Source organism: Bacillus cereus group sp. MYBK95-2 (assembly GCF_051915225.1).
GTDB classification, from domain to species: Bacteria; Bacillota; Bacilli; order Bacillales; family Bacillaceae_G; genus Bacillus_A; species Bacillus_A cereus.
Genome location: NZ_JBQAEH010000004.1, coordinates 26,593 through 40,954 on the forward strand (window position 1 = coordinate 26,593; position 14,362 = coordinate 40,954).

Sequence of the window (14,362 nt, forward strand, 5' to 3'; positions counted from 1 at the left end):
AAGCAAGGAGGATTGCGTATGAGTGATGTACTTGCTGATCGTACCCCTCCGCATAATATAGAGGCTGAGCAGGCGGTTTTAGGGGCCATATTGATTGATCAAGATGCGTTAACTTCAGCATCAGAGTTATTGGTACCTGATTCGTTCTATCGAACGAAACATCAAAAGATTTTTGAAGTCATGCTTGGGCTATCTGATAAGGGAGAGCCGATCGACTTAGTAATGATGACATCAGCAATGGCTGATCAAGGATTACTAGAAGAGGTTGGTGGGGTTTCTTACTTAGCAGAGTTAGCAGAAGTTGTGCCAACTGCAGCTAACGTAGAATATTACGCACGCATCATCGCTGAAAAGGCGCTTTTACGTCGTTTAATTCGCACGGCGACTCATATTGTATCGGATGGATACGAGAGAGAAGATGATGTGGATGGTCTTTTAAACGAGGCTGAGAAAAAAATATTAGAAGTATCCCATCAAACGAATGCAAAAGCATTCCAAAACATTAAAGATGTTCTTGTAGATGCTTATGACAAAATTGAACTTTTGCATAATCAAAAGGGTGAAGTTACTGGGATACCAACTGGGTTTACTGAATTAGATAAGATGACAGCAGGTTTCCAACGAAATGATTTAATTATCGTGGCAGCACGTCCATCAGTAGGGAAAACGGCATTTTCATTAAATATTGCACAAAACGTAGCGACGAAAACGGATGAAAATGTAGCGATTTTTAGTTTGGAGATGGGTGCTGATCAGCTTGTTATGCGTATGCTTTGTGCAGAAGGGAATATTGATGCACAAAGACTTCGTACTGGTTCATTAACTTCCGATGATTGGGCAAAATTAACAATGGCAATGGGGAGTCTCTCAAATGCTGGTATATATATTGATGATACGCCAGGTATTAAAGTAAATGAGATTCGAGCAAAATGCCGTAGATTAAAGCAAGAACAAGGTCTTGGTATGATTTTGATTGACTATTTGCAGCTTATTCAAGGAAGTGGGAAATCAGGAGAAAACCGTCAGCAGGAAGTATCTGAGATTTCTCGTACCTTAAAAGGGATTGCGCGTGAATTGCAAGTGCCTGTTATTGCTTTATCACAGTTATCTCGTGGTGTAGAATCTCGTCAAGATAAACGCCCGATGATGTCTGATATTCGTGAATCTGGAAGTATTGAGCAGGATGCTGATATTGTAGCTTTCCTATATCGTGAAGACTACTATGATCGAGAAACGGAAAACAAAAATACAATTGAAATTATTATTGCAAAACAACGTAACGGTCCAGTAGGTTCAGTGGAACTTGCATTCGTCAAAGAGTTCAATAAGTTCGTTAACTTAGAACGTCGTTTTGAGGATGGACATGCTCCACCGGCATAAAGGCAGTATAAAAAAGAAACACATTTCTTATAATAAGATGTGTTTCTTTTTTTTTATAAGAAAGATAAGGCTTTCATAAGTTAAATATATAATTCTTACGAACGAAAATGTTTTTTTGTGAAAAAATGTTCGCTTTTCGGTTGACTTCTCTTTCGGTTTTGGTACAATTATATTGTTTGAATAGATCGTTTGAAAATTGCGGAGGTGCTTTAATAATGTCTTCAGTAGTAGTTGTAGGAACACAATGGGGCGACGAAGGAAAAGGTAAAATCACTGATTTTCTTTCTGAGCATGCGGAAGTAGTTGCAAGATATCAAGGTGGAAATAACGCGGGACATACAATTGTTTTCGGCGGAGTTAAATATAAATTACACTTAATTCCATCTGGTATTTTCTATAAAGAGAAAATTTGTGTAATCGGAAACGGATTAGTGGTAGATCCAAAAGCATTACTTGAAGAGTTAAAATACTTACACGATCGTGGTGTAAGTACTGATAATTTACGTGTAAGTAACCGTGCACATGTTATTTTACCTTACCACTTAAAACAAGATGAGTTAGAAGAAGCAAGTAAAGGTGATAACAAAATCGGTACAACGAAAAAAGGTATCGGTCCTGCATATATGGATAAAGCTGCTCGTATTGGTATTCGTATGGCTGATCTTTTAGACCGTGAAGCATTTAAAGAGAAGCTTGAGCGCAATTTAGTAGAAAAAAATCGTTTATTTGAAAAAATGTACGATACAGAAGGTTTCACTGTAGAAGAAATTTTCGAAGAGTACTTCGAGTACGGGCAACAAATCGCGCAATATGTATGTGATACGTCTGTTGTATTAAATGATGCATTAGATAATAATCACCGTGTATTATTTGAAGGTGCGCAAGGTGTTATGCTTGATATTGACCACGGTACGTACCCGTTCGTTACATCTTCTAACCCAATTGCTGGTGGTGTAACAGTTGGAACTGGAGTTGGTCCTGCGAAAGTTACTCGCGTTGTAGGTGTATGTAAAGCATATACAAGCCGCGTTGGTGATGGTCCATTCCCTACTGAGCTTCATGATGAAATTGGTCATCAAATTCGTGAAGTTGGTCGCGAGTATGGAACGACAACTGGTCGTCCACGCCGCGTAGGTTGGTTCGATAGCGTTGTTGTAAGACATGCACGTCGTGTTAGTGGTTTAACGGATCTATCATTAAATTCTATCGACGTTTTAACAGGTATTCCAACTCTTAAAATTTGTGTAGCTTACAAATACAATGGCGAAGTTATTGATGAAGTTCCAGCTAACTTAAACATTTTAGCGAAATGTGAGCCTGTATATGAAGAGCTTCCAGGTTGGGAAGAAGATATTACTGGTGTAAAATCATTAGATGAACTTCCTGAAAATGCACGAAAATACGTAGAACGTGTTTCTGAGTTAACAGGAATTCAAATATCTATGTTCTCAGTTGGACCAGATCGTAACCAAACAAATATTGTACGTAACGTATACGAAGCTTAATTAACATTTTTTGAAAAAAACTCATGTCTGCATGAGTTTTTTTCTTATTCTTTTATAAAAAAACAAAAAAAGTATTGCAATAAATACAGAATACATGTTATGATACATCTTGTCGTCACGAAAATATGACGTTGGTGAGTATGAGCCATTAGCTCAGTTGGTAGAGCATCTGACTTTTAATCAGAGGGTCGAAGGTTCGAGTCCTTCATGGCTCACCATTTTATTTTTCGTGGCCCGTTGGTCAAGTGGTTAAGACACCGCCCTTTCACGGCGGTAACACGGGTTCGAATCCCGTACGGGTCATGTTTTTTTTTGCTTATTTTTGGTCCCGTGGTGTAGTGGTTAACATGCCTGCCTGTCACGCAGGAGATCGCCGGTTCGACCCCGGTCGGGACCGCCACTTTTGTTTATACCACCATTAGTGGTTTTATATATAGTTTTGGCTCGGTAGCTCAGTCGGTAGAGCAGAGGACTGAAAATCCTCGTGTCGGCGGTTCGATTCCGTCCCGAGCCACTCTCAGGATATTAAGTGGGCCCACTTAATATCCTTTTTATTTATGTAATTTTACAAAACTGAGTAGTTATTTTAAAATAGAACGAGGAGCCTCTAGCAGTTGAAGCTAGAGGTTTTTCTATAGATCGTATAGGATGCCGTGTAAAAGTGGATCATACATGAGTCTATGAGAATAGAGGAGAAAATACTTAAACAAAGGATGCGGTCATATAGGACATACTATGTAAACATCAATATGTTTAGGGATTATTGACCATATTTTTATAAGGAGGAAATAGACGATGATGGGAAAGAAAATTTTAGTAGTTGATGATGAAAAGCCGATTGCAGATATTTTGAAGTTTAACCTAGAAAAAGAAGGTTTTGAAATAGTAATGGCGCATGATGGTGATGAAGCAATTGAAAAGGCTAATGAAGAGCAACCAGATATGGTTTTATTAGATATTATGCTACCAGGTAAAGATGGCTTAGAGGTTTGCCGTGAAATACGTAAAAGCTCAGAAATGCCGATTATTATGCTTACAGCAAAGGACTCTGAGATTGATAAAGTATTAGGGCTCGAGCTTGGGGCAGATGATTATGTAACGAAGCCATTTAGTACGAGGGAATTACTTGCTCGTGTGAAGGCGAATTTACGCCGCCATCAACAAGGTGGTGCTGCGGAAAAAGAAGAAAATACAGAAATGGTTATTGGACCAATTGTGATTAATCCAAATGCATATAGTGTAACGAAGCGTGAGGAAAATATCGAGCTTACACATCGTGAATTTGAGTTGCTACATTATTTAGCGAAACATTTAGGACAAGTTATGACACGCGAACATTTATTACAAACAGTTTGGGGTTATGACTATTTTGGAGATGTGCGCACAGTAGACGTTACAGTACGTCGTTTGCGTGAAAAAATTGAAGATAATCCAAGCCATCCTACTTTAATTGTAACTAGACGTGGAGTAGGGTATTACTTGCGTGACCCAGAGCAGGAATAGTATATGAAGAAAGTTGGTTTTTTTCAATCTATTCATTTAAAATTTGTGCTTATATATATGCTATTAATATTAATAGCGATGCAAGTTATTGGAGTATATTTCGTAAGGGAATTAGAGAAGAGCTTAGTACAAGGTTTTAGGGATTCTTTAACGCAGCAAACAAACTTATTATCATATAATTTGAAGCAAGAGTTTAAAAAAAGTTATACAAAAGCAGAAACAGAGTCAACAGATGAAACGATTAAAACTTCAATTCGAAAATTTGCCTCTGATCAGAAGAAAGTTATACAAGAGGTAAGTGTATTTGATTCGCACAGAAAGTTACTGGCTATTTCAGATGAATCAAAGCAGAATAAGGTGAATCGAACATCAACTGATATAGCTGTTCAGCGAGTGTTAGTACAAAAAAAGCCGGAAGTGAAAATTGAGAAGGATGGTAGTACAGGTCATCGTGTTCAAGTTATGCTTACTCCGATTCTAGATGATAACGGTAAGGATGCGCTTGGTGTTATTTACATTGTGGCATCTATGGAAGATGTATATAAACAAATGAAGGATATAAATCAAATTTTTGCTACGGGAACAGTAATTGCTTTATTAGTAACGGCCGTACTTGGGATTTTATTGGCTCAAACAATTACAAGACCAATTTCAGATATGCGGAGACAAGCAATCGAAATGGCAAAAGGAAATTATTCGAGAAAAGTAAAAGTGCATAGCCATGATGAAATTGGACAACTGGCATTATCCTTCAATAATTTATCAAAAAAATTACAACAAGCTCGTTCTTCTACAGAAAGTGAAAGGCGTAAATTATCATCTGTTTTATCACATATGACAGATGGAGTAATTGCTACTGACCGAAAAGGGGATATTATTTTACTAAATGATCCTGCGGAAAAGATGTTAAATGTTTCTCGTGAAACAGCGCTCGATCAATCTGTTTTAGAAGTATTAGGGATACAGGAAGAATTTACGCTCGATCATTTATATGAAGAGCCAGATTCTGTTTTATTAGATTTTAGTACGAGAAACGAACCATATATTTTACGTGCTAGTTTCTCTGTTATTCAAAAAGAAACAGGGAAGGCAAACGGCTTAATTGCTGTACTATATGATGTAACAGAGCAGGAGCGTATAGAACGGGAACGCCGTGAGTTTGTGGCGAATGTCTCTCATGAATTAAGGACGCCATTAACGACGATGCGCAGTTATTTAGAGGCACTTACAGATGGAGCATGGCAGGATCCAAATATTGCACCACAATTTTTAACGGTTACACAAGAAGAAACAGAAAGAATGATTAGACTTGTAAATGCGTTGTTACAGCTATCTAAACTTGATAGTACAGAGCATCGTTTAATGAAAGAATGGGTCGACTTTACTGATTTCTTTAATAATATTATTGATCGCTTTGAAATGTCTAAAGAGCAAAATGTAAGTTTCAAACGATCTTTCTCTAAGAAATCTAGATTTATTGATATGGATACTGACAAAATTACTCAAGTGCTGTATAACATTATTTCTAACGCATTAAAGTATTCACCAGAAGGTGGAACAGTAACATATCGTTTACGTGATCGCGGTGATTTATTAGAAATTAGTGTAAGTGACCAAGGAATGGGTATTCCAAAAGAAAACGTTGATAAAATCTTTGAACGTTTTTATCGCGTAGATAAAGCTCGTTCAAGACAAATGGGTGGTACTGGGCTTGGATTAGCAATTGCAAAAGAAATGATTGAGGCACATGGTGGCTCTATTTGGGCGAAGAGTGAAGAAGGAAAAGGGACAACTATTTATTTCACGTTACCAATGGCAGCAGATGAAGAGGACGATTGGGAATGAGTATGGAAAACTTTAAAACAATAGTTTTAATTAACCTAGTTGTAATTAGCCTATTTCTTACTTTTAACCTATGGACGTATGTGCCAGATTCTACATCCATGCAAAACGCGAAATTTGTGCAGGGAAATGAAGGAATGAACCAAACTAAAATTTCCGATGTTGTCCGTCCTACTTCTATCATCGTGCATAAAGATAAAAATCATTATGGGAGCAGAAGAGAGGCAGATATAGAATCAATCTATAAGCCTCTGGAAGTAGGGGAACTACATGATTTTAAAGAGATATCAATCACTAAGGGTGATTTCCTTTCATATGTGCATGGTGAAGGGAAAGTTGAACTTGTTTTCCCTACCGATATCCCATTTGATGCAGTAAAATCCATGTTTAACATGAAAGAGAAGAGTACAGATAAGCCTAAACATTTTAACCGTATTCTCCTCGATCCTTCTCGAAGTAAGGATCAAGAAATTAAAATTAACTTTGTTTCTGATGGTGATAACTTTAAAATATACGAGGCAAAATTAAGTGGCGTGTATTTAAAAGATATTGTAAATGCCCAAAATCAATTTATAGTATCAGCAAAGCCTTATTTTGATTATCAACTTAATGATATGAAAAAGTTATTTTTACCAGATGGAACGACAGAGTTAAACAATATAACATATATTTCATCTAATTTAGCAGTTGATACGTTTAAGAATGCTCTGTTTAGTGATCCTCGTTATTTAAGTCCGATTACCGAGATGTCAAAAGAAACATTTACAGATGGTATTAGATCCATGGAAATTGAAAACGATCGTCACATGCTAAAGTATAAAAACTCTTCTGTCTTAACTGAGAAAACGATAGATAATTTAATGCTTTTACAAAAAAGCTTTGAATTCGTAAGTGGTCACAGTGGAAGTTTGGATTCATATCGTTTGGACTATATGAATAAAGGAGAGACAGTATTTCGTTTAAATGAAGATGGATATTCAGTATTCAATGAAGATGGATTAGCTGAATTGAGACAAATATGGGGATCAGAAGAAGTAATGGAATATGAAAGACCGTTGCTGTCTTTAAATACTAAAGGTATAGAACAGAAGGTTACTCTTCCGTCAGGGCATGTTGTAATAGCATCCCTAGAAAATAATCCAGAGATAAAGAAACAAGTAATTAAGGATATTGGTATTGGATACAAGTTATCACTAGATGGACAAGTAGTTCGATTACAACCAATTTGGTATGTAAAGCTTATTGAAGATGAAACAGGTAAACAGAAAATCTATGAGTGGAGTGAGGGAGGACTAAATGGATTGGGATCGGATTAAAACCATATTTATTGTGACCTTTTTTGTTTTGGACCTCTTTCTCATTTTCCAATTCATTCAAAAGCAAGATAGTAATCAATTGGAGCTTATTGCAGAAACAAAGATAGATCAAGAATTAAAAGCAAACAAAATTACGATGGGAAATATCCCTAAAGAACCGAAAAAAGAGTCATTTATTAGAGCAGAAAATAAAGCCTTTAAAGAAGAAGATATACAGTCTTTGAAAAATCAAACAGTGCATATACAAAATATGTACAAGATAGAAAGTAAGCTAAAAGAGCCTTTTTTAAATACGAAATCATTATCAAAAGATAAGTATAATGAATTTTTGAAGAACTATGTATTGGATGGACAAAAGTATGAATTTGGAGCGGTGAAAGACTCTAAAATTTATTTCTTCCAAAAATATAAAGATAAGCCTATTTTCTATAATAATCAGGCGATGATTGTTGTGGAATTAAATGAAAAAAATGAACTTGTTTCATATACGCAGACAATGCTAACTGATTTAAAAGAAATGGGCGAAGGTGAAAAAACGAAAGAGCAAGAAATTATTACGGCTCAAACAGCTTTAGAAAATTTGTATTTAAAAAATAAAATTCATGGAAATACGCATGTTAAAGAAGCACAAATTGGTTATGCCACTCTTACCGCATCTACTTCTAATAACCAAGTACTGGCTCCAACGTGGAATTTGAAAACGGAGCAGAAGCAGGACTTCTTTGTGAATGCAATTGAAGGACAAGTTATGGAATTAGGAGAAAAGGAAAATCAAGTGGTTGATGAACATACTGGAGTGAGAAAGAATGGGGTTGCATTTTAGCGTACTTGCAAGTGGAAGTACAGGAAATATGCTATACGTAGGAACCGATGAAAAAAAATTACTAGTCGACGCAGGTTTAAGTGGTAAAGCAACAGAGGCTTTATTTAAACAAGCAGAACTGAATATAAATGATGTATCAGGTATTCTTGTAACGCATGAGCATAGTGATCATATTAAAGGTTTAGGTGTACTGGCACGTAAATATGATTTACCTGTTTATGCGAATGAGAAAACATGGAATGCAATGGAACATTTAATAGGAAATATCCCAACTGAACAAAAGTTTATTTTCTCAGTTGGTGATGTGAAAACCTTTGGTGATATTGAAGTCGAGTCATTTGGAGTTTCTCATGATGCGGCAGAACCGATGTTTTATGCTTTCCATAACAATAATAGGAAGTTAGCGCTTATTACAGATACGGGATACGTAAGTGACCGTATGAAAGGCGTTATTAAGGGAGCTAATGCTTTCGTATTTGAAAGTAATCATGATGTAGAAATGCTTCGTATGGGACGTTATCCATGGAGCATTAAACGACGTATTTTAAGTGACGTTGGGCATGTTTGTAATGAGGATGCTGCATTAGCGATGGCAGATGTAATTACAGATGAGACAAAGCATATTTATTTAGCCCATTTAAGCTTAGATAATAACATGAAAGAACTAGCGCGTATGTCAGTATCACAAGTACTAGAGGAAAAAGGATTTGGAGTGGGTGAATCCTTTGAAATTCACGATACAGATCCAAAAATGCCTACAAAAATTCAATACGTATAATTCTTCATTTTAGTAAACAATAAAGGTGAATATAGTTGTTTTCAGGAAGATAGGTGAACAAATATGTCCTTTATTGATGAAGAAAATTATCGTATGAAACGTGCAGGAAAAAAGAAGCACAAAGGTATAGTTCTTTCTAGTATAGCGGGAACAATTGTAGGAGCTTCTTTATTCGCGTTTGGAGCGCCTTTATTTTCAAATTCTGCTGATACTCTTCCGCAAGCTGAAGCAAGCGGAAGTAATATGGCCGAAGCTCAAGGGATTAAACAGATTAGCTTTGTAGATGCTGTTGATCGTGCATCTGAAGCTGTTGTGGGTGTTATTAACATTCAACGAGATAACTTTTCAGAGGCAGATTCAGAGGCCGGTACAGGATCAGGAGTAATTTATAAAAAGACAGATGGTCAAGCTTATATTGTAACGAATAATCATGTTGTAGCTGGAGCGAATCGTATTGAAGTAAGTCTAAGTGACGGTAAGAAGGTTCCTGGAAAAGTATTAGGAACCGATGTAGTCACAGACTTAGCTGTATTAGAAATAGATGCAAAGCATGTGAAAAAAATAATTGAAATTGGCGATTCTAATACTGTTCGCAGAGGAGAGCCAGTTATTGCGATTGGAAACCCGCTTGGACTGCAATTTTCTGGAACAGTTACACAAGGCATTATTTCAGCTAATGAACGTATTGTCCCTGTAGATTTAGATCAAGATGGACATTATGATTGGCAAGTAGAAGTGTTACAAACAGATGCAGCGATTAATCCCGGGAATAGTGGCGGTGCGCTTGTAAATGCAGCAGGACAATTAATTGGTATTAATTCAATGAAAATTGCTGCAAAAGAAGTAGAAGGAATCGGCCTTGCTATTCCGGTGACTAGAGCTGTTCCGATTATGAATGAACTTGAGAAGTATGGAAAAGTAAGAAGACCATATGTTGGGATTGAACTTAGGTCATTAAATGAAATTCCAAACTATTATTGGTCAAAAACATTACATTTACCAGGTACTGTAACAGAGGGAGTTTGTATTTTGGATGTGAAAAGTCCTTCGCCAGGTGCGGATGCTGGTTTAAGAGAACATGATGTTATTGTGGCGGTAGATGGAAAACCGATTCGCGATATTATTGGATTCCGTACGGCCTTATATGATAAGGAAATTAATGATAAAATGACTCTTACGTTTTATCGTGGCACAAAAAGAGTAACAACAACAGTGAAATTAGGCATTCAAAAGTATTAAAAACAGGAGGGCCTACCTCCTGTTTTCTATTGTAGAAAAGTGAGGTGAAGAAAATGAATTTACCTTGTTGTTTAGAGCATGTTGAATTAGCGTTAGATATTATTGTGGATGAGTGTGAAGTTGCGCCAGTTATCAACAATGTGGATAACTCGAAAAAAGAGAAAAAAACATGTGAATTTTGTCAAAATGAGGCGACATATGTTGTATCGAACACAGATTCTCACACAATATGTGGGTAGTATTTGTGGATATGTGGATAAGTTTTGTGGATAACATGTTTGTAAGGTGGAGGATACGTGTGAATATCTCGATTATTTCAATTGGGAAATTAAAAGAAAAATATTTGAAACAAGGTATAGCAGAATACTTAAAACGATTATCTGCATACGCAAAAGTAGAAGTAATTGAATTGCCTGATGAAAAGGCGCCAGAAAATTTAAGTGAAGCAGAAATGTTAATTGTAAAGGAAAAAGAAGGTATACGTATACTGGATAAAATTTCGGATGACACGCATGTGATTGCATTAGCTATAGAAGGAAAGCAAAAGTCATCAGAAGAATTCGCGATAAGTCTAGATCGCCTTGCTACATACGGAAAGAGTAAAGTCGCATTTGTAATTGGTGGATCACTCGGACTAAGTTCAGAAGTGATGAAGCGTTCAAACGAATCACTTTCTTTTTCAAAGATGACGTTACCACACCAATTAATGCGATTAGTGTTGCTTGAGCAAGTGTATAGAGCGTTTCGGATTAATCGTGGAGAACCGTATCATAAGTAATGTATTCTATATAAAACACTGATATTATCATATTTATTTTATTATGCCTATAACTGGAGGCTATGTGAATGGTAAGTGATCAGACGAGATATTCTAGGCTCGCGAATATAACAAAAATAATAAATACGAAATTAGAACTACGTGACGTATTGCAGCGTGTGACAATGGCGATATCAGAGGAGATTGTTAGGTGCGACGCTGTTGGAATTTATTTACCCCAGGAAGATGGAACATTTAGAGGGTTTGCAGGAAAACCAGAGACTATAAATGGTGTAACGCTCGATACTCAAGTAATTGATCCTGAAATAGACTTACTGGCAAAAGAAGTTATTGAAACGAAAAGAACCATCTATATTCCTGATACCTCAAAGGATCATCGACCAGATCCGAGACCGGTTAATGCATTCAAAATTAAGTCCTTATTAGCTCTGCCTATCTCATTTGGGCAAGAGTTATTTGGTCTGGTTTTTTTATTTGATTATGGAATTCCGATGAACTTAACAGATTCAGAAATTCAAAGTGTTGAAGCTTATGTAAATATGGCTGCGGTTGCAATTCAAAACGCAAATAATTTAAAACAAAAGGAAAACCTTATTGCTGAGAAACAACTGTTACTAAATGTTACACGTGATTTATCGATGTGTTCCTCGATACAGGAGAGTTTTGATAAATGCTTTTTTTACCTAGAACAGATTTTAGAGAGTAAAAATATGACTGCTCATCTTCTAGATCCGCTAGACAAAACAACAATTAAAACAACGAAATTAAGTAAGGACTGTCATTGGACAGAAGCGGATTGGACAGAGAAAAGCTATGAAGCCAAGATCCAAGAGGTTATTCAAACAAAAAATATAGATAGTAAGGGTCTATTGATGATTCCATTGGTTTCAATGGGAGAAGTATTAGGGGTAATCGTCGTTGGCAAAGAAGGAAAAGCTCACAATTATGATGATTCCCAACTTCAACTAGCAAAATCTATCGTTGATGCCACAGCCCCTACGTTTTCGAATTTGTTGTATATGGATCAACTAGAGAGCATAGTGGAAGAGCGAACGAGAGAGTTAGCTGCTGCTAATGAAAAAGTTACAAGTGTGATTGAATGTATTACGGATGGATTTTTTATTTTAAATAATAAATGGGAATTTACGTACGTAAATAAGCACCAATATTTTCCGCAAAGAAAAACAGCAAAAGATGTATTAGGAAAGAATATATGGAATGTTTTCCCGAGTGAAATTGACACAGTTATGTATAAGGAATTTCATCGTGCGATGTCAGAGCGAACTACAGTTCATTTCGAATTTCTTTCTACTGCAGATGAATATTGGCACGAAGTTATTGCATACCCATATGATGATGGTATTTGTTGTATTTTTAAAAACATAACGGAAAAAAAGAAATATGAACAGGAATTGAAAAGATTATCCAATATAGATTTAATAGGGCAAATGGCAGCAGGTATCAGCCATGAAATTAGAAATCCAATGACAACAGTACTGGGATTTTTACAGTTATTAAAAGAAGAGAATACCTATGAGAAACATAATAAGTACTTTTATTTAATGATTGAAGAACTTAACCGTGCCAATTCTATTATTACTGAATTTCTCTCAATGGGTAATACAAGGAAATTGGATTTGCAGATGTTAGATTTAAATTCAATTATCCGCGATATTATTCCTTTAATAAAGATTGATACGTACAATCAAAATAAATATATTCAAGTCGATACAAATGACATTCCAGAATTACTTTTAAATCGTAATGAGATACGGCAATTATTAATGAATCTATATCGTAATGGCTTAGAAGCGATGAATACAGGGAAAGTTCTAACCATTAGCACTTACAAGGAAGGTCAAAATTGTGTGGTGCTTGCAGTGCGGGATCAAGGAAAAGGTATCAGGCCTGAAGTATTAGAGAAACTGGGTACGCCGTTTTACACGACCAAAGATAATGGAACTGGATTGGGGTTAGGTGTATGTTATGCCATTGCTGCCCGCCATAATGCAAAAATAGAAATTCAAACAGGATCGGAAGGCACTACCTTTTTTGTTAAATTTAATTATGAAAATAATAAAAAATAACCTTATTTAGAATAGTTACGATGAACCGTATCATAAATAAATTTATTCTTTGTATATAAAAGGATAAAAAGACCATTGGACAAAAATTACCGATGGTCTTTTAAATATTATTAGATGGTATGTAGATTTCCTAAAATAAGTATGTTTCTATTTCCATAAAAATATGCTGTAATATGAAGAGGAAAAAGTATAAGTAGTTAGAGAAGTGAGGAATTAAAGGTGAAGAAGTTTAAGAAGTTTTACTTGGAGATTACGAGTGTATGTAATCTTGCGTGTAGCTTTTGTCCGCCGACGGAAAGGCAGAAGCAATTCATTTCTGTGGAGGATTTTGCTAAAAGATTAGACCAAATTAAACCTCACACAGACTACATTTATTTGCACGTGAAGGGTGAGCCGTTGCTCCACCCGAAAATAGATCAACTATTAGACTTAAGTCATGAAAAAGGATTTAAAGTTAATATTACAACGAACGGAACGTTAATTAATAAGAGAAGACATAGGCTGTTAAATAAGCCTGCGTTAAGACAAATGAATTTTTCACTGCATAGTTTTGATGGACATCCAGGTTCGCAAGATAAAGAGGGCTATGTAAGGAGTATACTTTCCTTCATTAGGGAAGCGACAAGTCAATCAGATTTAATTGTATCGTTAAGGTTATGGAATTTAACTCAGGATAATAAAACAAATGCTGAAATCCAGAAAAATAGAGAGTTATTATCTATAATTGAAAATGAATTTGATCTATCTTATCAAATTGAAGAGAAGCTTACACCAGGAAAAGGTATAAAAATTGCAGAACGTGTCTTTATTAATCAAGACTATGAATTCCAGTGGCCAGCATTACATGAGGAAGAGGATGATGGGAAAGGATTCTGTCATGGACTTCGTAATCAAGCGGGTATTTTAGCGAATGGAACAGTTATTCCTTGTTGTTTAGATGGTGAAGGGATTATTAACCTTGGGAATATTAATAATGATTCATTTTCTAACATTATTGAAGGTGAAAGGGCAACAAACATTGTCGATGGATTTTCGAAAAGAGTTGCGGTTGAAGAACTTTGTAGGAAATGTGGATATCGCAAACGTTTTGGGAAGTAAATATGAAATAAGC

At 35.9% G+C, this 14,362-nt stretch carries 12 protein-coding genes and 4 tRNA genes; all 16 read left to right on the top strand.

What is annotated here, in order from left to right; genetic code table 11:
- Positions 1-18 precede the first annotated feature (18 nt).
- The 16 genes from dnaB to ACTFN4_RS14835 all read left to right on the top strand — a co-directional run bounded on the left by dnaB (position 19) and on the right by ACTFN4_RS14835 (position 14,349).
- Positions 19-1,380 (top strand): replicative DNA helicase, encoded by a 1,362-nt coding sequence (gene dnaB, locus ACTFN4_RS14760; RefSeq protein ID WP_001286148.1) that lies wholly within the window; start codon positions 19-21, stop codon positions 1,378-1,380.
- Positions 1,381-1,595: 215 nt separating this feature from the next.
- On the top strand, positions 1,596-2,885 hold the full coding sequence (locus ACTFN4_RS14765; RefSeq protein WP_000100238.1) for an adenylosuccinate synthase: 1,290 nt from the start codon (positions 1,596-1,598) through the stop codon (positions 2,883-2,885).
- A gap of 142 nt (positions 2,886-3,027) precedes the next feature.
- Positions 3,028-3,103 (top strand) — tRNA-Lys (locus ACTFN4_RS14770).
- Positions 3,104-3,116: 13 nt separating this feature from the next.
- Positions 3,117-3,188, top strand: a tRNA-Glu gene (locus tag ACTFN4_RS14775).
- 21 nt (positions 3,189-3,209) lie between these two features.
- A tRNA-Asp gene (locus ACTFN4_RS14780) sits at positions 3,210-3,285 on the top strand.
- A gap of 41 nt (positions 3,286-3,326) precedes the next feature.
- Positions 3,327-3,399 (top strand) — tRNA-Phe (locus tag ACTFN4_RS14785).
- A 281-nt stretch (positions 3,400-3,680) separates the two neighbouring features.
- Positions 3,681-4,388 (top strand): cell wall metabolism DNA-binding response regulator WalR, encoded by a 708-nt coding sequence (gene walR / locus ACTFN4_RS14790; protein WP_000971865.1) that lies wholly within the window; start codon positions 3,681-3,683, stop codon positions 4,386-4,388.
- 3 nt (positions 4,389-4,391) lie between these two features.
- On the top strand, positions 4,392-6,233 hold the full coding sequence (gene walK, locus ACTFN4_RS14795) for a cell wall metabolism sensor histidine kinase WalK (protein ID WP_000755367.1): 1,842 nt from the start codon (positions 4,392-4,394) through the stop codon (positions 6,231-6,233).
- Positions 6,230-7,546: a YycH family regulatory protein gene (locus tag ACTFN4_RS14800; protein WP_439962496.1), complete on the top strand. Its 1,317-nt coding sequence runs from the start codon at positions 6,230-6,232 to the stop codon at positions 7,544-7,546. The genes walK and ACTFN4_RS14800 overlap by 4 nt, the downstream gene beginning before the upstream one ends.
- The gene (locus ACTFN4_RS14805; protein ID WP_000383740.1) at positions 7,527-8,369 is read left to right on the top strand and encodes a two-component system regulatory protein YycI; all 843 of its coding nucleotides are present in this window, start codon (positions 7,527-7,529) and stop codon (positions 8,367-8,369) included. Before ACTFN4_RS14800 ends, ACTFN4_RS14805 begins: the two co-directional genes overlap by 20 nt.
- Entirely contained in the window at positions 8,353-9,147 is a 795-nt protein-coding gene (locus ACTFN4_RS14810) for an MBL fold metallo-hydrolase (protein ID WP_000522837.1), read from the top strand. The genes ACTFN4_RS14805 and ACTFN4_RS14810 overlap by 17 nt, the downstream gene beginning before the upstream one ends.
- A 63-nt stretch (positions 9,148-9,210) precedes the next feature.
- Positions 9,211-10,386 carry a S1C family serine protease gene (locus tag ACTFN4_RS14815; RefSeq protein WP_000008031.1) on the top strand — a complete coding sequence of 392 codons (1,176 nt, stop codon included), beginning with the start codon at positions 9,211-9,213 and terminating at the stop codon, positions 10,384-10,386.
- Between the two features lie 53 nt (positions 10,387-10,439).
- Positions 10,440-10,625 carry a CxxH/CxxC protein gene (locus tag ACTFN4_RS14820; protein WP_002183021.1) on the top strand — a complete coding sequence of 62 codons (186 nt, stop codon included), beginning with the start codon at positions 10,440-10,442 and terminating at the stop codon, positions 10,623-10,625.
- 59 nt (positions 10,626-10,684) lie between these two features.
- Positions 10,685-11,164 (top strand): 23S rRNA (pseudouridine(1915)-N(3))-methyltransferase RlmH, encoded by a 480-nt coding sequence (gene rlmH / locus ACTFN4_RS14825; protein ID WP_001027000.1) that lies wholly within the window; start codon positions 10,685-10,687, stop codon positions 11,162-11,164.
- Between the two features lie 68 nt (positions 11,165-11,232).
- Positions 11,233-13,251 carry a GAF domain-containing sensor histidine kinase gene (locus tag ACTFN4_RS14830; protein WP_000253115.1) on the top strand — a complete coding sequence of 673 codons (2,019 nt, stop codon included), beginning with the start codon at positions 11,233-11,235 and terminating at the stop codon, positions 13,249-13,251.
- 219 nt (positions 13,252-13,470) lie between these two features.
- Positions 13,471-14,349 carry a radical SAM/SPASM domain-containing protein gene (locus ACTFN4_RS14835; RefSeq protein WP_000713633.1) on the top strand — a complete coding sequence of 293 codons (879 nt, stop codon included), beginning with the start codon at positions 13,471-13,473 and terminating at the stop codon, positions 14,347-14,349.
- Positions 14,350-14,362 lie beyond the last annotated feature (13 nt).

Excerpts from the sequence above, each read along its gene's own strand:
- ACTFN4_RS14830 (WP_000253115.1), top strand. The coding sequence starts at position 11,233 with ATGGTAAGTGATCAGACGAGATATTCTAGGCTCGCGAATATAACAAAA.
- walK (WP_000755367.1), top strand. The coding sequence starts at position 4,392 with ATGAAGAAAGTTGGTTTTTTTCAATCTATTCATTTAAAATTTGTGCTT.
- dnaB (WP_001286148.1), top strand. The coding sequence starts at position 19 with ATGAGTGATGTACTTGCTGATCGTACCCCTCCGCATAATATAGAGGCT.
- walR (WP_000971865.1), top strand. The coding sequence starts at position 3,681 with ATGATGGGAAAGAAAATTTTAGTAGTTGATGATGAAAAGCCGATTGCA.
- ACTFN4_RS14815 (WP_000008031.1), top strand. The coding sequence starts at position 9,211 with ATGTCCTTTATTGATGAAGAAAATTATCGTATGAAACGTGCAGGAAAA.
- ACTFN4_RS14810 (WP_000522837.1), top strand. The coding sequence starts at position 8,353 with ATGGGGTTGCATTTTAGCGTACTTGCAAGTGGAAGTACAGGAAATATG.
- ACTFN4_RS14800 (WP_439962496.1), top strand. The coding sequence starts at position 6,230 with ATGAGTATGGAAAACTTTAAAACAATAGTTTTAATTAACCTAGTTGTA.
- ACTFN4_RS14820 (WP_002183021.1), top strand. The coding sequence starts at position 10,440 with ATGAATTTACCTTGTTGTTTAGAGCATGTTGAATTAGCGTTAGATATT.
- ACTFN4_RS14805 (WP_000383740.1), top strand. The coding sequence starts at position 7,527 with ATGGATTGGGATCGGATTAAAACCATATTTATTGTGACCTTTTTTGTT.
- ACTFN4_RS14765 (WP_000100238.1), top strand. The coding sequence starts at position 1,596 with ATGTCTTCAGTAGTAGTTGTAGGAACACAATGGGGCGACGAAGGAAAA.